The organism is Mastigocoleus testarum BC008 (assembly GCF_001456025.1).
Lineage (GTDB): Bacteria > Cyanobacteriota > Cyanobacteriia > Cyanobacteriales > Nostocaceae > Mastigocoleus > Mastigocoleus testarum.
Genome location: NZ_LMTZ01000104.1, coordinates 36,597 through 62,457, shown reverse-complemented (window position 1 = coordinate 62,457; position 25,861 = coordinate 36,597). Strand labels below are relative to the sequence as shown.

The 25,861-nt window shown below is 36.4% G+C and carries 12 protein-coding genes; 8 read left to right on the top strand and 4 right to left on the bottom strand.

Annotated features, from left to right (window positions below; all coding sequences use genetic code 11):
• The first annotated feature begins 95 nt into the window (after window positions 1-95).
• Entirely contained in the window at window positions 96-323 is a 228-nt protein-coding gene (locus BC008_RS24590; RefSeq protein ID WP_027846212.1) for a FeoC-like transcriptional regulator, read from the top strand.
• A 401-nt stretch (window positions 324-724) separates the two neighbouring features.
• Entirely contained in the window at window positions 725-1,864 is a 1,140-nt protein-coding gene (locus BC008_RS24585) for a KamA family radical SAM protein (RefSeq protein ID WP_027846213.1), read from the top strand.
• A 447-nt stretch (window positions 1,865-2,311) separates the two neighbouring features.
• Here the strand turns inward: BC008_RS24585 and BC008_RS24580 are convergent, their stop codons facing one another.
• A complete protein-coding gene (locus BC008_RS24580; RefSeq protein ID WP_027846820.1) occupies window positions 2,312-2,809 on the bottom strand; it encodes a Rieske (2Fe-2S) protein in 498 nt (165 codons plus the stop codon).
• A 155-nt stretch (window positions 2,810-2,964) separates the two neighbouring features.
• Here BC008_RS24580 and BC008_RS52800 point away from each other — a divergent pair, with 155 nt between their 5' ends.
• From BC008_RS52800 to murJ, 3 genes are all read left to right on the top strand, one after another.
• A complete protein-coding gene (locus tag BC008_RS52800) occupies window positions 2,965-3,927 on the top strand; it encodes a TetR family transcriptional regulator (RefSeq protein ID WP_027846821.1) in 963 nt (320 codons plus the stop codon).
• A 59-nt stretch (window positions 3,928-3,986) separates the two neighbouring features.
• Window positions 3,987-4,940 carry a D-alanine--D-alanine ligase family protein gene (locus BC008_RS24570; RefSeq protein WP_235595931.1) on the top strand — a complete coding sequence of 318 codons (954 nt, stop codon included), beginning with the start codon at window positions 3,987-3,989 and terminating at the stop codon, window positions 4,938-4,940.
• Window positions 4,941-5,272: 332 nt separating this feature from the next.
• Window positions 5,273-6,919, top strand: a complete 1,647-nt coding sequence (gene murJ / locus BC008_RS24560) for a murein biosynthesis integral membrane protein MurJ (protein WP_027846455.1) — start codon at window positions 5,273-5,275, stop codon at window positions 6,917-6,919.
• A 19-nt stretch (window positions 6,920-6,938) separates the two neighbouring features.
• On the opposite strand, the gene BC008_RS24555 is transcribed toward murJ, so the two are convergent.
• Window positions 6,939-7,556, bottom strand: coding sequence for a class I SAM-dependent methyltransferase (locus BC008_RS24555; protein WP_027846456.1), 618 nt, complete (start codon window positions 7,554-7,556; stop codon window positions 6,939-6,941).
• Window positions 7,557-7,907: 351 nt separating this feature from the next.
• Between BC008_RS24555 and BC008_RS24550 the strand changes: the two genes are divergently transcribed.
• From BC008_RS24550 to BC008_RS24540, 3 genes are all read left to right on the top strand, one after another.
• Window positions 7,908-9,563 carry a WD40 repeat domain-containing protein gene (locus BC008_RS24550; RefSeq protein ID WP_036268480.1) on the top strand — a complete coding sequence of 552 codons (1,656 nt, stop codon included), beginning with the start codon at window positions 7,908-7,910 and terminating at the stop codon, window positions 9,561-9,563.
• Window positions 9,564-9,714: 151 nt separating this feature from the next.
• Window positions 9,715-15,525 (top strand): two-partner secretion domain-containing protein, encoded by a 5,811-nt coding sequence (locus BC008_RS24545; protein ID WP_058183961.1) that lies wholly within the window; start codon window positions 9,715-9,717, stop codon window positions 15,523-15,525.
• Between the two features lie 169 nt (window positions 15,526-15,694).
• Window positions 15,695-19,729 (top strand): two-partner secretion domain-containing protein, encoded by a 4,035-nt coding sequence (locus BC008_RS24540; protein WP_058183960.1) that lies wholly within the window; start codon window positions 15,695-15,697, stop codon window positions 19,727-19,729.
• A gap of 78 nt (window positions 19,730-19,807) precedes the next feature.
• On the opposite strand, the gene BC008_RS24535 is transcribed toward BC008_RS24540, so the two are convergent.
• Both BC008_RS24535 and BC008_RS24530 read right to left on the bottom strand, forming a co-directional pair.
• Window positions 19,808-21,979 (bottom strand): filamentous hemagglutinin N-terminal domain-containing protein, encoded by a 2,172-nt coding sequence (locus BC008_RS24535; RefSeq protein WP_161938155.1) that lies wholly within the window; start codon window positions 21,977-21,979, stop codon window positions 19,808-19,810.
• Window positions 21,980-22,964: 985 nt separating this feature from the next.
• Complete coding sequence (locus tag BC008_RS24530; protein ID WP_235595930.1) at window positions 22,965-25,499, bottom strand: CHAT domain-containing protein; 2,535 nt, start codon at window positions 25,497-25,499, stop codon at window positions 22,965-22,967.
• Window positions 25,500-25,861: the final 362 nt, after the last annotated feature.

Sequence of the window (25,861 nt, the reverse complement as noted above, 5' to 3'; positions counted from 1 at the left end):
CTCTGAAGCCGTCATAGCCCCTCTGACTCCCCCTTAATCTCCCAAACTCCTCCTAACCTACCCCCAGGGAGGAATTAACATAACTGAATTTAAAAATGGTTTTACAAGAATTGCAACAATTTTTTGTTCGACACAAAAAAGTTTCTCTTGCCGAGCTACAGTTACATTTTCGTATTGATGCGGATGCTTTACGAGGTATGCTCGGTCGGTTAATTCGTAAAGGTCGGATTCGTAAGATGGAAGATAGTAAAACATGTGGTGGATGTCATAGCTGTGCTGATGAAGCGATCGAGTTTTACGAATGGGTGAATATCAAGAAATAATCTATCAATAAATATTGTTGTTGATGAGAGTAAATTTTTCTTGATTCTCCAATCAATTACAGAGCTTATTATTAGTTGGTGCTGGATCTACTCATAATTGATTTTCGTTGCGATCGCATGTTTGAAAAATGAAAATTGTTGTTATTGGTGGTGGGGAACTCCCAAATTTTGAAAAGTGAGATGCTCCCCCTGAGGTGTTTGTAGAACTGGAAAATCCTGCATATTTTATAGGTTTAGATAATTAGGTTAGGGCATTGATACATACAGAAATCTATTATTGTTAGGGTTTTGACTCTCTCCTCATAGGTCACTCATATATTCAAAGCAATAGATATTACTTATCAAATATTTATGGTTTAATTTTGATAATGAAAGCAATTTCCTGCGTGAGGTAACCATCCATGACAGAGTTGATAGGTGAGAAACTCCCACAAGTAAGAAATTGGCGAGACGAATTAATTGAAAGCCTGAATTTATCTAAATCTGCAGAAGATTGGTTGTCTCTCGATGATGCAGATAAGCAATTAATTGAGAATGCAAAACAACGTTTTCCTTTAATGGTTCCTGTGGGTTACGCTGATCTAATAAATTGGCAAAATCCTGCAGATCCTTTGCGTCAATTGCTACTTCCATCACCCTATGAAGAGAATGATTTAGGTTCCCTTGATACTAGTGGTGAAGAGTTTTCAACTATCATTCCTGGCTTACAGCATAAATACGAGCAAACAGCGGTATTAATTGTCACTCAGGCTTGTGCAGGTCACTGTCGTTATTGTTTTCGACGACGGTTGATGAGTAAGGATGTAATGGTCAAGGAGACTATCGAAGATTTACAAGAAGCAATATCCTACATCAAACAGCATCCGGAAATTGATAATGTGTTGCTTTCTGGTGGTGACCCCATGATTTGCAGTACTCGTCGTTTAGCTAACCTGTTTGCAGCATTATCGCAAATTCCTCACCTGTGGCAAATTCGCATAAGTAGCAAGTTACCTGCTTTTCTTCCTTCTCGTTTCACTACGGACCCAGAATTACTAGAAGTTTTACATCAATATAATTCTCGATTTCAAATCGTCATTCAATGTCATTTTGACCATCCTCGAGAAATCACAGTGATCACAGAAAAAGCATTATCTAACTTAAGACAAGCTGGTTGTGTATTAACTTCGCAAATAGCAATGATGCGGGGAGTCAATGCAGAAGTAAATACAATGACTGAATTATTCAAACGTCTGCATCGCTTGGGTGTGATTCCTCAATATTTATTTCATCCACGACCCGTAAAACATGCGACTCATTTTCAGTTACCAATTATCGAAGCTATCAAATTAGTGGAAGAAATACGTCAGCATTGTAATGGTTCGGTGAAACGTTTTCGTTATATTTTGACCCATTCTGACGGAAAGTTAGAATTAGTGGGTTTGCTTGAAGGTTCGCCGATGCAGCTAGTGGCTAGATGGCATCAGGTAAGACGGGGTTTGGATAAGTCTGGTTTGATGGTGGTTGGGGTTAATGAGGATACGGTTTGGTTGGGGGATTAATTGATGCGATCGCCCCAGGAGGGGAAGTAAGAAGTTAAAAGTCATTAGCGGATCCGCAAGGTAGCGCAGCTATAGCTATAGCGTGTCCGTAGGACATAAGTTAAAAGTCATTAGCGTAGCGTGTCCGTAGGACATAAGTCATTAGCGGATCCGTAGGTAGCGGCTCCGCAGGTAGCGCAGCTATAGCTATAGCGTGTCCGTAGGACATAAGTCAAAATTCAAAATTCATTAGCGCCTAGCAAAGCGTAACGTAGTTATTGCGTGTCCGTAGGACATAAGTCAAAATGTGGCTAAACGCCAGGCAATACCTATAGCTGCGCTACCTGCGGTACACTATCGCTAAGCGCTAACAAAAGTCAAATTGTAGAGACGACCCGGTGGGGTGTCTCTCGGGATTTTTTGGGAAAACACACCATAGTATCCCAAATTTAAAATCCCAAAATATTGTCACCATTGTTGGTAAAGTTGCTCTGCATAAAACATAATTTCTTCATTGGGTAGTTTAATTTTAGGATTTTGTCGGGGATATAGATTTTCTACAGCAGTAGTATCTTGCTCTACAATTGTATCTATAGCCTTGAGCAATGATTTTTTCAATAAGCTTTTCAAAAATGGATATTGAAATTGAGTTCCGATCATCTTTAGTTCTAAAGGTTCAGCTAAAGATTGAATGTTAAATTTTTCATCTTGATAAAGCCTACCTTTTGTGTCAAATTCCAAAGCATGAAAAGGACAAGCAATCGTATTTCTTTCTTTGCAAACCCAACCATTCGATAAAGGTGCTTGCATGTGCGGACAAATATTATCGAGTGCAAAAACTTCTCCTTTAGCATTTTGCCAAATCACATAATCCTTACCGTTTAAAGTGATTTTATTTGGCTTGTTTATTCCCAACATCGACTTATGAGCAATTAACCAAGGCGCACCGGGTAATACGGGTTTCATTCTTTCCTCCCTGCATTGCACATTAATCCGGGGTGAATTACTAATAATTCCCCGAAATAGCTATAATTGCGACAGATTATTCATGTTTTATTAAATTTAAAATATGACAAATATTTCATGTTTGTCAACAAGAAGCAAGAAAATTAGTTAAATAAATGACAAGCGAAAAGCCATCAATGCGCCGTCAACCAAAGCAAAAGCGTAGTAAAGAGCGCGTCAATCGAATTTTAGATACAGCAGCAGAAGTATTTTTAGAGATGGGTTTTGATGCAGCAACAACTCATGACATTGCAACTCGCGCCGATACTGCGGTAGGTTCCCTTTACCAATTCTTCCCGGACAAATTAGCGATTTTTCACGCCTTGGAATTGCGTCACATCGAACAAGGGCGTATTTTAGGCGAGCAAATGTATAGCTCAGAAATGGCTCAACTACCTTTAGAAGAATTTATCGCGCAGATGGTGGAAAAATGCGTGAAATTCTTTGATAATCCCGCTCCCAAAGTCATGTTTATCCAATATTTTACCAATTCCACTATTTTTAAATCTATTGATGAAAGCTTTACTCAGGAGTTTGTTAAGGGACTTGCAAACATGCTTTCCTTACGCAATCCTAACTTGAGTTCTCACAAGTGTCATTTGCTCGCCGACGTATGCACGCAATCGGGTAATGCACTGTTACTGGTTGCTTTACGCAGCGATGAAACCTACCGTCAGCAAATCATTTCTCAAATCAAAAATTTAATTACAGCTTACCTACGTCCCCATGTTGGGGATGAAGCTTTGCACAACAAAGTAATGATTGCACAATTAAATAATGAAAAAGTTGAGATATCCACCCCACAAGAATCCCAAGTAATGAAATGTCCCCATTGCAAATCAGAACGAATTTCTAAAAATGGTCATCGTCACAATAAGCAACGCTATATTTGCAAAGAATGTGGAAAGCAGTTTTCAGGGAATTATTCACCTAAAGGTTATCCAGAGGAAGTTAAGCAGCGATGCTTGGGTTTATATCGGGGAGGTATGGGGTTTCGGGCGATTGAGAAAAAAACCGGAGTTTCTCATAATACTGTGATTAATTGGGTCAAGCAGATAAAAAGAGATTTAATTAATTGACACTTCTACCTCAAAAAATGCGAAAAATCGGAATCCTATTCGAGCGTCAATCGGACATCATGTCTAACTCTGACGCAACAGAAGAAACCCACTACCACTGGCGCGAAACCGAAGAAGTGGAAGCTGTCGCCACTAATTTAACAGCTTTAGGTTACGATGTGGATTTAATTGGTACATTAGATAATTTATTGGAAAGATGGCGACAAAATCAATTACCAGAATTCATCTGGAATCTTTCCGTTAGAACCACATCGCGCAACCGTACCGCCCTTGCACCGGCGATTTTAGAACAATTGGGTATACCTTACACCGGTGGAGATACAACGGTCAAAAGTCTGACGCTTAATAAAGATTTTCTCAAACCGGTTTTGCAATGGCGAGGAATTTTAACACCCCCTTGGTGTCGTTATGGGGTTGGTGAAGAAATTGTCAATCTACCACTTTGGAAAAAATGTATTCTCAAACCTGCTTGTGAAGGTTATTCCTTAGGTTTGCAAGTTTGGGAAGTATCGACAGGATTATCAGAATTACAAAATCAAGTAAAGCAATTACATCAGCAATTTCAAGCCGCAGTGTTGTGCGAGCAGTTTATTCCCGGACGTGAAATTACCGTAGGTGTGGTGGGAAATGATGCACCCGTGTTTATTGGTGCAGTGGAAACCGTAACAACAGAAGGTGCAGTTATGCAAGAGCAAGTTTTAGACCTACAAGCAAAGCGCCGTGGTGGTTTCGGAAAAATCAATGTGGATTTGTCTCTTCCAGAGTTGCAAAAGCTAAAAGATGTAACTTTAGATTTAATGCAATTATTCAAACCCTTAGATTATGCTACTTTTGATTTCCGGGTTTCTGCTGATAATTTTTCTGCCAGTAATCAAGCATATTTATTAGATATTAACGCCGATGCAACTTTACATCCCGAACGTTCCTTAGCTCAAATAGCCCTTCAGAATGGTTTATCTTACAGAGATTTAATTGAAGTGATTTTGCAAACGTCCCTGAAAAGATGGAATTAGGTATTGTAGAAACTAGTACTGTGTCATTCCTCCCTTGGGGGAGGTTAGGAGGGAGTTTGTATACCTTAGGTAAGCTTAGGAGGGGGTTATGTGATTTTGGGAGGTTAGAAGGGAGTTTGTATACCTTAGGTAAGCTTAGGAGGGGGTTATGTGATTTTGGGAGGTTAGGAGAGAGTTTGTATACCTTAGGTAAGCTTAGGAGGGGGTTGGGTCATTTTGAAAACAAACGAGCCCCCGCAATACCTAATACTTATATGCTACTTGTGGCGGCACGCAGCACTTATGGTTAACGCCACGCTAACGCTAACGCAAACCCCCAATCCCCAACCCCAATGAAACCCCGCTCCCTCAAAAACATTGCCGGAATAGTTGCGATCGCAACCCTCATCAGTAAGCTATTTGGTTTATTACGTTCGACTACCATGGCTGCTGTTTTTGGAGTAGGTACTGTAGTAAATGCTTTTAATTATGCTTATATTCTCCCCGGATTTTTACTGATAGTTGTCGGCGGTTTAAATGGTCCGTTACACACTGCTTTAGTCAGCATTTTAGCCAGACGAGATGAAAAAGACAGCGCCGATATAGTTGCAACTATTGCCACCTTATTAACTTTAATTTTAATACCTGTAACTCTGGGAATAATTGTTTTTGCACCTTTTTTAATTGATTTGGTCGCACCGGGTTTAAGTTCTGGGGAAATAAACTCTCAAGTAAGAGAAATTGCAATTTCCCAATTACAAATTATGGCTCCCCTGGCTTTATTAGCGGGATTAATTGGAGTAGGAATTGGTAGTTTGAACGCAGCTGATTTATACTGGCTACCTTCCGTAAGTCCAATGCTATCAAGTATTGCTGTAATTACCAGCTTGGGTATTTTAACTTGGCGTTTGGGAGGTGAAATCAATACTCCGCAAAATTTGCTTTTGGGTGGAATGGTTTTAGCTGGGGGAACATTAGCAGGTGCTTTACTACAATGGTGCGTCCAATTAGTGGTACAAGCGCGGGAAGGTTTATTAACAATTCGTCCCCGATTTAATTTTCGTTCTCCAGAAGTTGGGGAGGTTATGCGCTTGATGGCTCCTGCAACCCTTTCTGCTGGGATGTCCAATATCAACTTATATGTAGACTTACGGTTTGCTTCTTATATTCCCCAAGCTGCTGCGACTTTGAGCTATGCTGAGTTACTCTCGCAAACACCCAGAGGATTGCTTTCCAGTATCTTGCTAGTTCCCTTATTACCAAGATTTTCCCGACTAGCAGCAAATCGAGAATGGGAGCAACTTAAAGAACAAGTCCGTCAAAGTATCATAATTACTGCTTTGATAATTTTACCTTTGAGCGCTTTGATGATGGCGCTGGCGACTCCCATTGTCAAAATAGTTTACCAACGTCAGTCATTTGATAACGCAGCAGTGCAAATGGTGTCATCGGTTTTAGTAGTTTACAGCTTGGGAATGTTTCCTAGCGTCGGGAGACAGATATTGACGCGGGTATGTTACGCCTTGAATGATGCTAAAACCCCATTTCGTATCAGTGGATTTAATATTTTGCTTAATGTTGGCTTAGATTACATTTTTGTAAAATACTTTGGTATGTCAGGTTTAGTATTCGCTTCGATGGGAGTGAATTTAATTGCTGGGGGAATGTTATTAGTTTATTTGCATCGTCAACTTGAAGGTTTACCTTGGGGGAAATGGGGTTTACCAATTTTGAGTGCGATCGCAGCAAGTATAGTTGCGGGTTTAACAGCTTGGGTGACAAGCTTGGGATTCGAAACTTTGGGACTTGAAACTTGGGGACTTGAAAATTTAGAAATTGAAAATTTAGAAATTGAAAAAAACTTACAAACTGAAGGATTAATATTTAATTTAGTTCAACTGAGTATATCTGCACTTTTTGGCTCAATTGTTTTTATTCTGATCGCGATCACATTACGGATAAAAGAAGTTGATTTATTATTTGCAAAGTTTCGTAAATGAATCGTCGTGAGATATTATCTTAAACTGCTTTAGTTGCAATTCCTTTATATGTATAGCCTAAAAATTTAGGTTCATTCTCTAAATAAAATTCTTCTAAACTTACTTTGCTAAATTGTTGTTCGATAATTTGTCGAATATTGCGATTAAGATGACAACCATCACCAATAACTTTTTGTACTGGATTTAATCGATTTTGCCAAACTTGAACTTCAGGTTCATTACTTAGTCCATGTTCGATAAAAAAGAATTTACCACCCGGTTTCAAGACTCGGTAAATTTCTTTGAGGGCTTGTTCAACATAATGAATACTACATAAGGTCCAAGTACTTACAACACTATCAAATGTATTATCTGCCATCGGTAGATTTTCACCACTTAAAATTCTGTGGTCTACAGTAATCGAAGATTTTCCAATCCGTTTTTGAGCTAATTTATGAACTCCAGGATTACTATCGATAGTGATAATTTTGCGAATGCTTTCGGGATAATAGGAAAGATTTAAACCCGTACCAAAGCCAATTTCTAATACTTCCCCCTCCACATTAGCTAATACTTCTTGACGGTATTTACCGACGCTAGGAACCGACAGCGACCAATCAAGAAGGTAAGGAAGAATATTTTGTGAATAAAATCCCATATATTTTCCCCAATAAATTATTAATATATTAAGTCAAAATCTGGAATTGTTACTATTAATTTTGTATCAGTATGTCAGTATAGACATATTTATTACTTAGATTGAGTATCAATGTCATACCATAATACTGTACAAAATACAACTATATAGAACTACGTAATTAGTTTAGGACATTGATAAACGCTGCAACCTGTGATTAACAGAGTGCATGACTTTTGATTTTTTACTTTTTATTCTTGACTTTTACTTTTAACTTATGTCCTAAGGACACGCAACGCTAATGACTTTTACTTGCGCGTAGCGCTATATTGTCCGGGTTAAAGAACTGTAGATTATTTTAAGGATTAATCTATGAGACTACAAATAGAACAGCTAAGATTAGTGACTATAGTTTTGGTGGCTCCACTCTTAAATGTTTTACTTAATATTTTAATAAATAAAATTTCAGAACAGCATCCGTTAGGTATAAGAAAGGAATTAATTTGGTGGCTGACTATTTTAATCAGCGTTACCTTAGCATTCCTGAGTTTAAGTGATGCTGAAGTATACGATTACAAATTAGGTTACTTTGCTTTAGCACTGATTGTGATATTTGTTTTTCATTGCTTATATATATGGAGAAAATATCTATTAAGCATTAGCTCGAAAATACTAGCTTCCAGCAGAAGAAAAAAAATATTATTTCAAGGTACTCTATTAATTTCATTATTAGTTATTTTAACAATTTGGGTGTTTCGAGAAATAGATACAACGAAAAAAATTAGGCTAGAAAAAAATGAAGCAAGTAACTTAAGGTATGAGAAAAACTTAGATTATTTTGCAGAAGGGGTCAAAATAAAAAATGATGAGATAAAATATCATGCTTTGAAGGAGGGAATCAAAGACTTACAAGAAATAAGGAATGTTCGTAAAAGTTGGTTTGTAAATGAATACCCAACTACGACTCCTATATATAATTTACAACAAATCACTAACTATTTAGAGAAAAGCCAAGCCGTTCAAGAGCAAGATATTTCCGAACATCCATTGTGGACTTTAGAATTTAGCCCAGATGGAGAATTGATTGCGACAGGAGGATGGGATACAAAAATTTATCTCTTAGATAAATCATTGAAACCTATAGATACACAACAAGGTTTGGAAGAAGTAATTACCAGTGTAAGTTTCAATTCTCAAAGAGATACTTTAGCTGTAGGAACGAGAAGAAGTACCCTTCAAACTTTTCATGTAAATCAGCGAAATAAACTTCAACTAAGTAACGTTAATTCCTGGAATACTGATACTGGACAAGGTGGAATTTTAACTTTGAGTTTCAATCCAGTCAAAAATGATATTATTGCGACAGCTGGATGGGATGGGAAAGTACGCTTATGGAATATTCGCTCGAAAAGAAGAATTGATGAATTTAGAAACCATCAAGATCCAGTCAGAAGTATTAGTTTTAGTTCTGATGGGAAAATTCTAGCGACCGCAGGAGAAGACGGTAAGGTTTTTCTTCCAGAACTTGATAAATTTAAAACTTTTAGCAAATACGGGAATACAAGTACTCAAAATTGGATCTGGAGTATTAATTTTCAGCCAAATGGGAAACTTTTAGGTGTTGCAGGAGAAGATGGTAAAGTTGGTATCTGGAACACAAGTTCGGGAGAATTTATTAAAAAATGGGATACCAAACAAGGTAGGGTAACGAATGTGCGTTTCAGTAGTGATGGAGAACAAATTGCTACAGCAGGGTGGAATGGTACTGTCAAACTTTGGAATCTCTCTGGAAAATTGATGGGAAAATGGAATATTCCTAGTCCAATTACAAGTTTGAGTTTTAGTCCCAAAAGCAAACAAATAGCCGCAGCAAGATTAGATGGTAAGGTTAGTCTGTGGAATATTAAACAATTAGACGATAAAGAATTAAATGAATTGATTAACAGAAGTTGCAAAATTCTTAATGAAAATCCCAATAGAGTTCAAGAAGAAGATATAGAAAAATTATGTCCAAAGCCGAATAATTAATTTTTGAATAACAGCAAATATTAAATAGAGAGTAATAATATAGCGAGAACACAGGTAGCAAAATCATCACAAATAGTTACCTTATCTTCATATATGGGAACCCTATAAGTATCGTCTTTAACTAACAATAGAGTTTTCCACGGAGAAGCAAATGCACAATCGGCACTTTGCCTTATGGGGCTTATCACTTATACTGTCACTCGCATCAGTTGTAAAAACTCAAGCACAGTTAATCCCAGATAATACTCTAGGTGAAGAAAACTCTGTTGTTACTCCTGTTAATTCACTCAAAAATCGAATTGATGGTGGTGCGATTCGTGGTTCAAATTTATTTCATAGTTTTAAAGAATTTAATATTGATGATGGTCAAAGCGTCTATTTTGACAATCCGGGAGCGGTCGCAAATATCCTGACTCGGGTAACGGGAAGAAATTCATCTTCGATTTTGGGTAAGTTGGGAGTATTGGGTAATGCAAATTTATTTTTAATTAATCCCAATGGAATTATTTTTGGTCAAAATGCGAGTTTAGATATTTCTGGTTCATTTACAGCTAGCACTACACCAAATATCTTGTTTGATAATGGTTGGAAATTTAGTGCGACTAACTCCCAAGCACCACCGTTACTGGAGATAAATCTTACTCCTGGTTTGCAATATCCAAGTAATCAGGTTCATCATATTCAAAATCCTCTGGGTCAAGATCTAAGTCAAGATGTAAATCAAGATACTATTAATCCAAATATTACCCAAGGAGACATTACTAACCAAGGAAACTTAAGTGTTGGGAAAGATTTAAATCTAATAGGGAGAAATCTGAATCTAACTGGGAAGTTGGATGCTGGTAGAGACTTAAAATTGCAAGCTAGCAATACTTTACAGATTCGCGACAACCTAACTAAACCTTTTATTGCTTCTGCTGGAAATAATTTATTATTACAAGGAAATCAAAGTCTGGATATTTTCGCATTAAATCATCCAGATAGTGGTTTGTTTTCTGGAAGAGATTTAGTTTTAAAGAGTTCAGCAGCAGTACTTGGTGATGCTCATTATTTTAGTGGTGGAAATTTCAAGATTGAACAATTAGATGGAAAATCAGGAGATTTAGAGAGTCCCAAAGATCCAATTATCAGAGCTAGTGGGGATGTTAGTTTTGATAGTTATACTGGTGCATCATTACATATTTTGGCTGGGGGAAGTGTCAATATTACCGGTGATGTGACTATTACCGGTGCAGACGGAGCAAATGGGTTAGAAGAAACAGTTACTCTTTCCAATGGGGAGAATTTGGAAATAAATGGTAAAACTCAACCAACTTTAGATATTAGAGCAGGTACTACCGCATTTGGAACACCGGGAGTTACTGGAAGTGGGGGATTTATACCCTCGAATCCTAGTACGGGAGGAAGTCCAAGTAGTAGCAACATTGTTATTGGTGGAAATATTAAAGTTGATAGTCCAGATGGTTTGGTGTTTTTAACAAATCAGTACAATTCTGATAGTAATTTGAGTGGTGGAAATATTCAACTTCAAGGAGATATTGATACAAGTCGTGACTTTGGAAATGCGGGAGATATCCTTATTGATAGTGCTTCCGAGTTAATCATTTCCAATGGGGCAGAAATTTCCACCACAACAGAAGGAAATGGACAGGGAGGAGACATTCAGCTTATTGCTAATGATTCTGTAGCAATAACTAACTCTAGTTTATTAGTAAGTAGTCGGGGATTGGGAGATGCAGGTAATATATCCATTGAGACTGGGAAATTGACTGTTGAAGGAATTACAGATGCTGCAGTGATATCTGCAAATAATGATAATGTCGGTAGGGGAGGAGATATTACTCTCAATGCTTCAGAATCAATCGATATGACTGGTAGCTCAGTGCTAATATTTACAAATAGCACTGGAGCGGGGGATGCGGGTAATTTAAATATTGATACTAAACAACTAATCCTTGATGATGGTGTTACTGTATTCAGCAACACTGATGTGGGTGGAGGAAAGGGAGGAAATATAAATATTAATGCTACTGATTCAGTACAACTTTTGAATGGTTCAGTTTTATATACTAAGAGTATTGGGAGTGGGGAACCAGGTGATATAAATCTTACAACTGGGCAATTGATTATTGAAAATGGGGCTGAGATATCTAGCGGTAGTATTACTAGCACAGCCGGAAACATTAATTTACTAGATTTAAAATCTTTGCAATTAAACCAAAATAGTCAGATTTCTGCATCAACAGTAGATGGAGAAGCAGGAGATATCATTATCAATGCAACAGACTCGATTAATCTCTTAAATGCTAGTGGTGTAACATCAGAAGCAACAGGCTCAGGAACAGCAGGGGAATTAAACATCACCACCGGACAATTTAACATCACCGATGCTTCGCGAGCTAGTGTCAACAGCAAGGAAATAGCAGGTGATTTAACAGTGACCGCTAATAGTATCATTCTTGATAATCAAGCTAAACTTACATCAGAAACAGACACTGGAGTTAGTGGAAATATTGCACTACAAGATTTAAAATCCTTACAAATAAAAGGAAATAGTCTCCTGTCTGCAACTACAAGAAATGGTGAAGCAGGTGATATTACTATTAATGCCTCTGATGAAGTAACTGTTGAAAATAATAGTACAATTGCATCCGGAGCACTTGGTAAGGGAGAAGCAGGCTTTTTGTCGATCATCACCGACCTGTTAACTATTAGCAATAATTCCCAAGCAACCGTTAGTAGCATAGAAACAGGAAATGCAGGTGAAATATCCATTCAAGCTGCGGACGTAAGCTTGAATAACCTAGGAACAATTTCTGCTCAAACTTCTTCTGGTACCGGTGGGAATATTATACTAAAAAACTTAAAAACCCTCTCTTTAAGTGGAGGTAGTTCAATCAATGCAACTACAGGTGGTGGTACAGCTGGAAATATTGAAATTAATGCTACAGATTCGATTCAATTAGAAAATGCTAGTCAGCTTATATCGGAAGCACTTGGTGATGGTACTGCTGGTAATATGAAGATTACCACTGGTCAATTAACACTCAGCGACCTTTCACAAGCAAATGTGAGTAGTAAAGGGAATGGAAGTGCTGGTAGTGTTTCGATTGATGCTAGTGATGTTTTGCTGACAAATCAATCACAAATAGCTGCGACGACAACAGAATCCGGTACCGACGGTCACATTACCTTAGATAACTTAAATTCTTTAGAACTTTTGAATAGTCAAATCTCTGCATCAACAATTAATGGAGAAGCAGGAGATATCGACATCAACGCTAAAGACTCGGTCAATATTTCAGACAATAGCAAGATTATATCGGAAGCAATAGGTTCAGGAATTGCAGGGGAATTAACCATCAATACCAATCAATTTACAATGACTGATAATTCCCAAGCGAATCTTAGTAGCAAAGGAAATGGAAGTGCTGGTAGCATTTTAATTAATGCTGGTGATGTGAATCTTGCTAATCAAGCAGAAATATCTGCAACTACAGAATCTGGGATTGGTGGAGATATTAAACTAGAAAACTTAGCAACCCTTTCATTGAGCGAAAATAGCTCCATCAATGCAAATACAACCGATGGTGAAGCTGGAAATATTGAAATTACCACTACAGATTCAATTCAAGTTGAAAATGGTAGTAAACTTGCATCAGAATCTATTGGCAATGGTACTGCCGGTAATATAACCATTAGTACAAACCAATTTGTAATTACTGACAATTCCCAAGCCAATGTTAGTAGTAAAGCTAATGGAAGTGCTGGTAGTGTTTTCATTAATGCTAGTGATGTTTACCTTTTCAATCAATCACAAATAGCTGCAACTACCGCAGAATCAGGTACTGATGGTAATATTAGCTTAAATAATTTAAATTCTTTAGAATTGTCCAATAGTAAAATATCTGCATCCACAATGAATGGGGAAGCGGGAGATATTAACATCAGCGCCACAGATTTGGTTAAACTCTCAGACAATAGCAGCATCGCATCAGAAGCAACAAGTGAAGGGAAAGCAGGAGAATTAGCGATCGCTACCAATCAACTTACGATAACTAATTCTCAAGCAAACGTTAGTAGTAAAGGTGCTGGAAGTGCTGGTAGCGTTTTTATTAGTGCTAATGATGTGAATCTTGCTAGTCAAGCAGAAATATCTGCAACTACCGAATCTGGGATTGGTGGAGATATTCGACTAGAAAACTTAGCAACCCTTTCATTAAGCGAAAATAGCTCCATCAGTGCAAATACAACGGATGGTGAAGCTGGAAATATCGAAATTAGCACTACAGATTTAATTCAAGTTGAAAATAGTAGTAGACTTGCATCAGAATCTATCGGTGATGGTATTGCTGGTTATATAACCATTACCACTAACCAATTTAGAATGACTGATAATTCCCAAGCCAATGTTAGTAGTAAAGGTAATGGAAGTGCCGGTAGTATTTTAATTAATGCTAGTGATATTTTTCTGTCAAATCAAGCAGAAATTGCTGCAAAGACAACAGAATCAGGTACTGATGGTAATATTACCTTAAATAATTTAAATTCTTTAGAGTTGTTTAGTAGTCTAATATCTGCATCAACAATTAATGGAGAAGCAGGAGATATCAATATCAACGCCACAGATTCAGTCAAACTCTCAGATAGTAGTAGCATTGCATCAGAAGCAAAAGGCTCAGGAATCGCAGGGGAATTAACCATTATTACCAATCAATTGACAATGAATAATTCTCAAGCAAATGTTAGCAGTCAAGGTGATGGAAGTGCAGGTAGGATTTACATTGATGCTACTGATGTAAATCTTTCCCAAAATGCAAAAATATTTGCAACTACAGAATCTGGTATCGGTGGTACAGAATCCAGTATTGATGATATTGATGGTATTGGTGCCATTCTTCTAAATAGCTTAAATTCTCTTTCCGTTAATAATAGTGAAATTTCTGCATCTACAGAGAATGGGGAAGCTGGTTACATAAATATTAACGCTGCAAACTCTGTAGAGTTAATCGGTGAAGGTGGTTTATCAGTACAAGCTTCCCAAGGTGGAATCGCTGGTTCAATAACAGTTAACACCAATCAATTTACCATTGGCGATGAAGCCAAAGTAACTGTCAGTAGTCCATCAGGACAAGCTGGAAACTTAGAAATCACAGCAAATGATTTATTTTTAGATCGAGGTAGATTGACCGCAGAAACAGGAATTGGAGAAAGTGCAGAAGGTGCAAATATTACCCTTACGATCCAAGATTTATTGCGGATGGACAATGAAAGTTTAATTTCTGCTGAAGCATTTGGTACCGCCAATGGAGGTAATATTACGATAAACAATCCTGAAGGTTTTGTGATTGGATTATCTTTTGAAAATAGTGATATTAGTGCCAATGCAAATGAAGGAAATGGTGGAAATATTGATATTACAACTCATAATATTTTTGGCTTAATATTTCGCGAACAAAAAACATCTGAAAGTGATATTACAGCCAGTTCTAAATTTGGTGTTAATGGACAAGTAACAGTCAACCAACTGAATGTAGATCCTAGTTCTGGTTTATTAGAATTACCATCAAATTTAGAAGGAACAACTAAAATTAAGTCTGGATGCGCAGCTGCTCAAGGGAATAATTTTATTGTCAGTGGTAAAGGTGGGTTACCACAAAGTCCTGATGATTTATTTACTGGGAAAACAACAAATACCGAATTATTTGATTTAGTACCCAATGATTCACAAATATCATCTAATATTTCTGCATCAAATAGGAATATTAATGCTGAGGAGCAAAAAAATCAAGTTCCAAAACAAAATCAAGTTCTAGAAAAAAATAAAATATTAGAAGCAACAGGATTAGTATTTGATGCTGATGGTAATGTAGAATTGGTCGCACGAATACCGGAGTTTAATTCACATCATTCTGGAATTTATTCCGTCTCTTGTAAAAATTTTTCTGCTGTAAGTAAATAGGTCATAGAGATAATTTCGTAACTGAAAGATAAACATAGCATTTACAATACTTCACAATTTATTTTGACTTTTATTCTAACTGTTAAAATTGTGTTACTTCATTTCTATATCTGGGAACTCTATATATGTCCTCCCCTTAAGTAAAAATAGAGTTTTCAGGGAAAAGTAAATGCACAATCATCACTATCTCTTATGGGGTTTATCAGTTACGTTGTCACTTGGAACAGCAGTTCAAGTCCAAGCACAGTTAGTACCAGATAATACTCTAGGTGAAGAAAACTCTATTATTACTCCTGTTGATTCACTCAAAAACCAGATTGACGGTGGTGCAATTCGCGGCTCAAATTTATTTCATAGTTTTAAAGAATTTAATATTGGTAATGGTAAAAGTGTTTATTTTAATAATCCTGGTGCTATTCAAAATATTCTGACTCGAGTGACGGGATCAAATCCATCTTCAATTTTGGGTAAGTTGGGAGTATTGGGTAATGCAAACTTATTTTTAATTAATCCCAATGGAGTTATTTTTGGTCAAAATGCAAGTTTAGATATTTCTGGTTCATTTACTGCAACAACTACGCCGAGTATCTGGTTTGATAATAGTTTGGAGTTTAGTGCGACTAACCCCCAAGCACCACCGCTACTGAAGATAGATATTACTCCTGGTTTACAATATCCGCGCCATCAAGCTCAAAATATTAAATATCAAAATATTCAACTTCGAGATATCAACCTTCAAGATATTATCAGTCAAGGAAATTTAACAGTTGGAAAAGATTTAAATCTGGTAGGTAAAAATCTGAATTTAACTGGAAAGTTGAATGCAGGTAGAGATTTGAAACTACAAGCGAGCGATACTTTAAAGATTCGCGATAGTGTTAACTTACCCTTTATTGCTGATGCTAGTAGAGATTTATTATTACAAGGAAATCAAAGCGTAAATATTTTTGCATTAAATCATCCAGATAGTGGTTTGTTTTCCGGAAATAATTTAGTCTTGCAGAGTGCAAAACCAGTGCTTGGTGATGCTCGTTATTTTAGTGGTGGAAATTTCAGGATTGAACAATTAGATGGAAACTTAGGAGATTTAGAAAGTCCCAATGACCCAATTATCAGAGCTAGTGGAGATGTCAGCTTTGATAGTTATACTGGTGCATCATTGCATATTTTGGCTGGAGGAAGTGTCAATATTGCAGGTGATGTCACCATTACCGGTGCGGATGGAGAAAATGGTTTAGAAGACATCGTTACTCTTTCTACTGGGGAAAGTTTGGAAATTAATGGTAAAACTCAAGCTACTTTAGATATTCGGGCTGGAACTACTGCATTTGGTACAACAGGAGTTACTGGAAGTGATATTTTTATTCCGGAAAATCCCAGTATAGGAGAAAGTCCAAGTAGTAGGGATGTAGTTATTGGTGGAAATATTAGAGTTGATAGTGCTAATGGCTTGGTGTTTCTAACCAATCAGTATAGTGCTGATAGTAGTTTAAGTAGTGGAGATATTCGAGTTGAGGGAGATATTGATATAAGTAGCACTTCGGGAAATGGGGGAAGGATTACTATTGATACTTCAGGTGATATTTCTACACAAGATTTAAACTCATCCTCAGAAGGAGGAAATGGGGGTGCGATTACACTTGATGCTGGGGGGAATATTGAAACACAATCTTTACAGTCCTACTCTTACTCAGAAGAAGGAAATGGGGGTGTGATTACACTTGATGCTGGTGGCGATATCAAGACACAATACTTAGAGTCCTTCTCCTCTAATAATGCAGTTAATGCATTTAATGCAGGTAATGGGGGTGTGATTACACTTGATGCTGGAGGTAATATCGAGACACAAGGTCTAAACTCCAACTCCTACTCCTTCTCCTTGTCAGATGGAGGTAATGCAGGAAATGGGGGAACAATAATACTCAATGCAAGGGATGGCAATATCTCGACACAAAATTTGGACTCGTCCTCCTCTTCAGTCTACTTCCCAGATGTAGATAATGCAGGTAATTCAGGTAGTGCAGGAAATGGGGGTGCAATTAAACTTACTGCTGGGGGCAATATTGAGACACAAGATCTAGACTCCTTCTCCCTTTCAGAAAAAGATCATGCAGATAATGGAGGTGTAATTACACTTGATGCTGGAGGCAATATTAATACACAAGATTTAGACTCTTTCTCCCTTTCAGAAGAAGGTAATGCAGGCAATGGGGGTACGATTACAATTACTGCCAAAAATGGGGATATTAACGGACTTACTTCCCCATCCTCAGTTTTTGCTTCTTTCTCTGTATCTGATAAGGGAAATGCTGGAACAGGTGGACAAGTTACCCTAGAAGCTAAAAATAAAATTACCAATCTAGAAATCTTAACTCTGTCTTCTGACTCAAATTCTGGGGAAGTTCAGTTAACAGGTTTTGGGGATTTATCGGTTATAAATACGAATATAATTACCAGCAAACAGTTGCAAATAAAAATCAAACACCCCTTAAATAATGAAATACGTAGCTTAAATCTCGATATAGGTAATGAAGGCCAATCAGGAGATGTCACCGTTATCGGTAATGGTAATCTCTCCTTCAACAATAGTCGAATTGAAAGTGACACCAAAGGAAATAATCCAGCTGGAAATGTAAATATCACCAGTTCTAATTTACTTACATTCAACAATAGTTTTGTTATAAGTAACACTAACAGTACAGGATCAGCAGGTAGTCTGGCTATCTCAGCAGACGGAGGAAAAATCCTAATAGATAAAAGTGAGCTATCTGCCCAAACCAATGCCCAAGGGGATGCTGGCAACATTACCCTAAATTCCTCTGAATTAACTCTTAAACAGCAAGCACAAATTTCTACTTCCACAACAGCTGATAGCAAAGCAGGAAATATTACTATCGATGCTACAAACTCAATTAATCTCTTAAATTCTAGTAAACTTGTTTCCGAAGCAACTAGCAATGCTACTGCTGGGAATATAAATATTACCACTAACCAATTAAGAATTAATGATAATTCCCAAGCAAATGTAAGTAGTAAAGCGAATGGAAGTGCTGGTAGTATTTCAATTGATGCTGGTAATGTAAATCTTTCCCAGGGTGCAAAAATATCTGCGACTACAGAATCTGGTAATGGTTCTGGTATTACTTTAGATGGTTTAGCTTCTCTTTCCCTCAATGATAGTGAGATTTCTGCATCTACAACTGATGGTAAAGCTGGGAATATTGAAATTAACGCCACAGATTCAGTCAAACTCTCAGATCGTAGTACTATCACATCAGAAGCAAGAAACTCAGGAATTGCAGGGACATTAATTATTAATACCAATCAATTTATAATAAATAACTCCCAATTAAACGTCAGCAGTCCATCAGGACAAGCAGGAGGTTTATCAATCATGGCAGATAATCTGTATTTAAATAAAAGTGAACTCACAGCTGAGACGGGGGTTAGAAAAGGTGCAGATGGTGCAAATATTAACTTGAAGATCAAAGATTTATTGTGGATGGAAAATGAGAGTTTAATATCTGCTAAAGCTTGGAATAATGCTAATGGAGGTAATATTACAATAAATAATTCTGAAGGTTTTGTAATTGGATTGCCATTTGAAAATAGTGATGTTATTGCAAATGCAAAGGAGGGGAATGGCGGCAATATTAAAGTTAATACCCAGAATATTTTTGGCTTAGTATTTCGCCAACAAAGAACAGCAAAAAGTGATATAACAGCAAGTTCTAAATTTGGTGTTAACGGACAAGTAACAGTAAACCAACTGAATGTAGATCCTAGTTCTGGTTTAGTAGAATTACCATCAAATTTAGAAGAAACAACTAAAATTAAGTCTGGATGTGCTACGTCTGCGGTAAATAACTTTATTGTTAGTGGTAAAGGTGGATTACCACAAAGTCCTGATGATTTATTTACTGGGAAAACAACAAATACCGAATTATTTGATTTAGTACCCAATGATTCACAAATATCATCTAATATTTCTGCATCAAATAGGAATATTAATGCTGAGGAGCAAAAAAATCAAGTTCCAAAACAAAATCAAGTTCTAGAAAAAAATAAAATATTAGAAGCAACAGGATTAGTATTTGATGCTGATGGTAATGTAGAATTGGTCGCACGAATACCGGAGTTTAATTCACATCATTCTGGAATTTATTCCGTCTCTTGTAAAGATTTTTCCGCTGTAAGTAAATAGTTAATAAATATCATTGATTACCTAAAAGATAAACGGTTGTGTTGCAAAAATGAGAAATATTGGGATAACCTTTAACGATTATTTACGAAAATCTTTGCAAGATAGTGAAGAAATTCCAGAATTTTGTGAATTAACCATAGAGGGTATTGCAACTAATTCAACATCACCATTGCTATCAACAATCCATCCTGTAGACTCCACTATTTGATTGTTTTGATTCTCAACACTAATATTTTTATTTGATGGGGAAATACTAGATAATCCTTGGGAGTCATTTGGTACTAAATTAAATAATTCAGTATGGATTGTTTTTCCAGTAAATAAATCATCAGGGCTTTGTGGTAAACCACCCCTTCCAATCACAATAAAGTTATTTCCTTGAGATGCGACACATCCAGCCTTAATTTTTTGGCTGGAGTCAGCAAGGGCTTGGGGTAATTCCACTAATCCCAAACTGGGATCTACAGTGATAGTGTTAATGTCTACTGCACCATTAAAAGAAGGTCCCAGAGAAGAAGTTGCGGTGATATCGCTTAGGGGGGTAAGTTCTTCTCGAAACTGAGTGCCAAAGATACCTTCAGCATCAATAATTACTCTACCTCCAAAGCTACCTTCAGAATTAGCGGTAATATCGCTATTTTCTAAAGCTAATAGAGTATTTGTGGCAATATTAATATTTCCGCCATCTGCACTGTTCTTAGCATTAGTAGAAATTACACTCCCTTGGCGTAACTGCAAGTTTTGAGATTGGATATTGATATTCCCCTTATCGCCAGCATTTGCATTTGCTGTAATTATGCCTTGATTCTCCAGTAGAATAAAAGAGGAGTTGATATTGATATTTCCTGCCGCACCTATACCTGCTTTACCATCCTTATTTTCTGGATCAGTACTCAAGAAATTACTGGCATTAATAGTTGCTCCATCACGGATAATTAAACGATTGGCTGTTACACTTAGATTTCCACCTTGCCCATTTTCTTCAAGAGCGTTAGCAAATAAACCGCTTTTACCTAGTCGTGAAAAACCTGCCAATTCTAATAGATCGGCTTTAATTTCCATATTTCCAGCAGTTCCCTTTCCAGAAGTTCCACTACTAATTTGACTTCCATCGTATACTTGCAAGCTAATTGTTTCAATGGTCAAATCACCACCATCACCAAAACTGAAAGTTGTAACATCAATTTGACTCCCATCGTATATTTGCAAGTTACTTGTTTTAATGGTCAAATCACCACCATCACCAAAGCCAAAAGTGCTATTAGATATTAAACTTCTATCATTAACTAGCAAGCGCCTACTATCAACAACCAAATCACCACCAGTCCCAGTTGCTTCTTTTTGCACATCTGCAACTAATTCGCTTTCCGCATTTATTTGCAATAAATCTGTAGCTGTGATGTTTAATTTTTCTCCAGAGCCATTTCCCTCTGTGTTTGAAGAAATTTTCGATTTATCTTTGAGGATTATATTTCTACCTCGTACCTGAATACCACCTCCACTGTTTCCACTCGCATTGACATTAGCCCCATTCACAAGCTCAATGTCGCCGTATTCGATACTCTCTGCAGCTTCTAATTTTATTTTTCCGTTACTATTAGCTAAAGATACTTCACCATTTTTAACTGCCAATAAATCTATTCCACCTGATCGTGCAATTAATTTTCCAGTATCAAGTAATTTTCCACCGTCAAGTTTTATATTTCCCCCCATCAAAGCTAAAGACTTACCATCTGGTACTTGCAGTTTTCCTTGTATCTCAATATTTCCAGGATTATCTCCATATTGCAAACCCAAAGGAACGCTAATAGTTAAAATTGGATTAGCTGAGGGTTTAGTAGCACTAAATTCTGTACTATCAGTCAACTTAATACCATCGGCTGTAGAAGCAACAAATGAACCACCAACATCTAATGTGGCATGCTCAGTAAAAATAATCCCATTGGGATTAATTAAAAATAAATTAGCATTACCCAATACTCCTAACTTCCCAAAAATTGCAGAGGGATTTTTACCTGTAACGCGAGTCAGGATATTTTCGATAGCACTCGGATTGCGAAAATAAACACTTTCACCATTACCAATATTGAATTCTAGAAAGCTATGAAATAAATTAGAGCCGCGAATAGCACCACCATAAATCTCGTTTGTAAGTGAATCAACAGGAGCAACTATAGAGTTTTCTTTTCCTAAAGTATTATCTGGCACTAACTGTGCTTGAACTCCAAGCATTGGGACAAGTGACAGCATAAATGACAAGCCCCATAAAAAAAGACGGCGATCGCACATTTATTTTTCTGAAAACTCTTTTACTAGCTTGTTCACCTAGCAGGGTGATATTTATAAAGTTCCCACAAATAGAGATTGACTAACATGAAATAAAACTTCTAATAAATACAGGGGAAAGGGGAAAGGCAATAAGACTTTAGCTATAAAAAAATCATCCAGCAGGCAAATTAAAGTTAGCTGAGGATGATTGGTAAATTGCAATTTATAAATAAGTAAAGTAGTCTGAAATAGTCAGTAAAATCTAGATGAGTGACATCTATTATTATTCTATCTACATCTTGATGGGATACATTCTGTACCGATATCTGGCAATTGATAATTAGTCGATTCTCCTGCCAAATTTCCTTGAGCACTGGCTACATTTGACGTTAAGAGTAGCATGGATAAGCTGACTAAAACTGATAGTTTGATTTTTATTTTTCTCATTATCATATCCCGGTTATTAAACTCCTATTGAAATAGGACTTATGCACAGAAAAACTTAGCTTTAAACTGTGTTATTAACGGTTGCCCTGGAATTATTCGCATAGATGCAATACATAGGTATTGCTATCATGCATCATTAATTAATGCTCAAAAATCCAAGTAAATAAAGTCTGAAAAGCTATATATAATTGATTATTTCTTTGAATGTATAAGTCCTATTATTTTTATAACACTATTAGCTTGTACTTGTTCTTTAATTAACTGGTTTGTTGTGAATTGTTATTAAATTCTAAGTAAAGATTATAAATCTGATAAAAACCATGCAAGCAAAAAACTACTTATATCAATAATATAAAATCCAGATTAATAAGCTGTCGTACATTAAAAATGCACAACAGCAAGTCAAAAGTCATTAGAAGTGTTGGGTAATGCAAATTTAGTGATTCCAGAACTGAGGGATGAATTTTTAAAATTTATATTCAGAGTATAGCCCCCTAAATCCTCCAATTATGGGGAAATTTTATAACCAATTACCAACTAAGACAAAAGCTGACCAATAATAGGGATGTTTAAACTTAGATTTTCCCAGAATTTTAAGTTGAGCATGACGTAAAGCTTCAGCCTTAGTTACTCTGGGTTGTCTCAAATGCTCGTAAAAATCTACCATCATCTGGGAAGTTGACTCATCATCAACTGACCATAAACTTGCTATGGTGCTGCGCGCACCCGAACGTACTGCTACACCAGCTAATCCTAAAGGAGCGCGTTTGTCACCACTGGCTGTTTTGCAAGCACTCAAAACTAATAGTTCTATAGGTTTACTACTAAGTTGTTCTCTCGTATGGAGAATATCCCCTAACTCTTTTACATCTAGGCGATTATCCCAAGTAAGAACAAATGTATCTTCTGCCTTAGAACTAAATTCACCGTGAGTTGCTAAATGCACTATGGGAAAAGGAGTTTTACTAATTTGTTTTTGCAAAGCTTGGCTAGTAAACTTTTGATTAAAAAGTACCTCTGTGGAAATTTCACTATTGATTTTATCAATTTCGGTTTTTACACCAGGTAATGGGACAAAACCTTGTCTTCCTTCACTCAAAGCACCAACTAAAACCTCCATTTTCTGATTTTCTAAAGGTTGGGGATCCAGCAATTGCATACCCGGAGACAAAGCAATATTATATTTTTCTAATAAGTATTGCTTCCCATCATACAATGCTGCCATTGGTACATTTTTTAATGAACCATCTAAAACAAATGCTAAGGTTTGAATCTTGCTAGCAGCTAAATCAGCTTCTAATGGTTTAATAATTAGATTATAAATTTTTTGACAGATCGCAAAATGTTGTTTCTTGAGAAACTTACGTCTGATAGCACGGCGCATTGTCTGCACCATTTTTTCCACTTCGTTTTCGGAAATAGCGGTAGTATAGTGTCGTAGAGGCTGATTTGGTAGGGAAACAACTGTTTCTAAACGATTTTCTAAAATAATTGGATAAATAACTGCTGCTTGCTTATCAATTTGGTCAACTTGAGTCGGACTCACCTTCAAGCATGGCTCGTTAAAGAAATTATCTAATTCTGCTAATTGCAGAGATTCAATAACTTGACGGGCTTTTTTAAGATTCTCTTGACTTGTTTCTTCCAATTCAGGAGTTAACAACAAACTTACGAACTCTCGGTAAATAGGTTCTACACTTTCACGAAACGAAAACTGCATATCAAGATTGCTTGCAACCAAGTCATTACGAATAGACCCAAGAGTTGTGACAGCGTTATCATATGCTGCAATTGCTTCAACAAAGTTATGTTGCTTTGTTAAGAGTCTTCCTAATTGCCATTCCCAGCGGTAAGTAATATCAGAAGCATTACTTATTTTTGCCAGAATTAATGCTTTTTCTGTTAAACTTCTTGCTGAATTGAATTGTTGGGTTTGTTCGTAGAGATGTCCTAAGTAGCCAAGAGCATAAGATTGTGCTCTTTCATCTCCTATATTTTCAGCTTGTTGAACCGCTTTAGCCAGGATTTTTACGTTTTCTTGTTTGTTAGATACTTCACTAATATTTAATTCTTCTATGCTTTTTACGTAGTTAACTAATGCATATACTGATGTTCTACTAGGTGTTAAGTTCTGCAGTTGAGGTTTTATTTTTGATGCTAAATATATAGCCTTTGATGAATTTTGAGTATCTACTAGAAGACGCAATGTATTTAATTGTGCTTGAAGTTTTATTGCTGCTGATTTTGATTTATCAATCGCTTGTTGATAAAACTTGAGAGCTTTATGATTTTTTTCTTCAAAACTATAAGTGTTACCCAAAGCCAAAAGAATTTTGCTGATATTAGCCTCAGAATTTAGTTTTTCAGCGATAGCCAAACTTTGCTCTAATGTTTTCTTTGAATCACCGATATTTCCTGTCAGCCTCAAAGTATCTCCCAAATGAAGCAAACTAACAATCTTTAAAGGAGAATCGGGTTGATTTTGTAGGGTTTTATTAACCTCTTTTAAAGTATTTAGGGCTCGCTGATGCATTCCCAACCGATTATAAGCTTGAGTTTGGTTGAGCAAACAACGAGTTAACCCGTTTTCGTCCCCAGTTTTTTCATATATTGTTACAGCACGTTTCCAAACAGCTATTGCATCTTCAATATTACCTTCAGATAACAGCAAACTGCCTTGAATATTTAATGTCGCTGCGAACAGATTTTGATTATCTTTTTGATGAGAAGATAGAAGCTCAATACTTTTAGCGGTCGCATTTTTTGCTTCTGCTAATTTTCCTAATTGTTGGTATGCTTGTGCTAAGTTACCCAACACCATAGCTTCATTTAAAGTATCACCTCTCGAAATTAAAATTTTACGTGCATGCTGCCATTTTGTAACTGCTGCAGTAAATTGTTGTTTTTGGTAATGTTCTTTACCAGCTTGTGTCAATAAAGTGGGAGAGTTTTCCTTTACTTGTTTTTGTACTAGTTGCTTTTTAACTGGTTGCTTTTGTATATTAACTGCATGTAATACTGATATTCTTTCTAAAGAACTTGGATATCTCTGCACATCTCTATGTCTTGGAGTTGATGATACTACATTTAATATATCTATGTTGGAATAAACACTTTTATTGAAAATTGTTAAAGTGAAGAATAAAGTTAACAAACCCAAAAAAAAATGATTTATCTTTTTAATATCTAAATAGCTTTTAATTTTTAATAAAAAAATAGTAATGAACTTTTTAAGATTAAGTTTCATAATTACAAGTATCCATCAATAGTTATTTTAAATCGCTCAAAAATCAGTATGCAAAGATAAAAAAAGATGAGATAAAATAATTTTACCCATCATAAATGTAATCATAAGGTTAGTATTTATTTTTAATAACTATTTGTTTTTTCTCCAAGAGCTAATTTACTGTAAGCAAT

Bases quoted from the DNA above. Each gene is read 5' to 3' on its own strand.
- BC008_RS24585 (WP_027846213.1), top strand. From the start codon at position 725: ATGACAGAGTTGATAGGTGAGAAACTCCCACAAGTAAGAAATTGGCGA.
- BC008_RS24550 (WP_036268480.1), top strand. From the start codon at position 7,908: ATGAGACTACAAATAGAACAGCTAAGATTAGTGACTATAGTTTTGGTG.
- BC008_RS24580 (WP_027846820.1), bottom strand. From the start codon at position 2,809: ATGAAACCCGTATTACCCGGTGCGCCTTGGTTAATTGCTCATAAGTCG.
- BC008_RS24535 (WP_161938155.1), bottom strand. From the start codon at position 21,979: ATGCTGTCACTTGTCCCAATGCTTGGAGTTCAAGCACAGTTAGTGCCA.
- murJ (WP_027846455.1), top strand. From the start codon at position 5,273: ATGAAACCCCGCTCCCTCAAAAACATTGCCGGAATAGTTGCGATCGCA.
- BC008_RS24545 (WP_058183961.1), top strand. From the start codon at position 9,715: ATGCACAATCGGCACTTTGCCTTATGGGGCTTATCACTTATACTGTCA.
- BC008_RS52800 (WP_027846821.1), top strand. From the start codon at position 2,965: ATGACAAGCGAAAAGCCATCAATGCGCCGTCAACCAAAGCAAAAGCGT.
- BC008_RS24540 (WP_058183960.1), top strand. From the start codon at position 15,695: ATGCACAATCATCACTATCTCTTATGGGGTTTATCAGTTACGTTGTCA.
- BC008_RS24555 (WP_027846456.1), bottom strand. From the start codon at position 7,556: ATGGGATTTTATTCACAAAATATTCTTCCTTACCTTCTTGATTGGTCG.
- BC008_RS24570 (WP_235595931.1), top strand. From the start codon at position 3,987: ATGTCTAACTCTGACGCAACAGAAGAAACCCACTACCACTGGCGCGAA.
- BC008_RS24590 (WP_027846212.1), top strand. From the start codon at position 96: ATGGTTTTACAAGAATTGCAACAATTTTTTGTTCGACACAAAAAAGTT.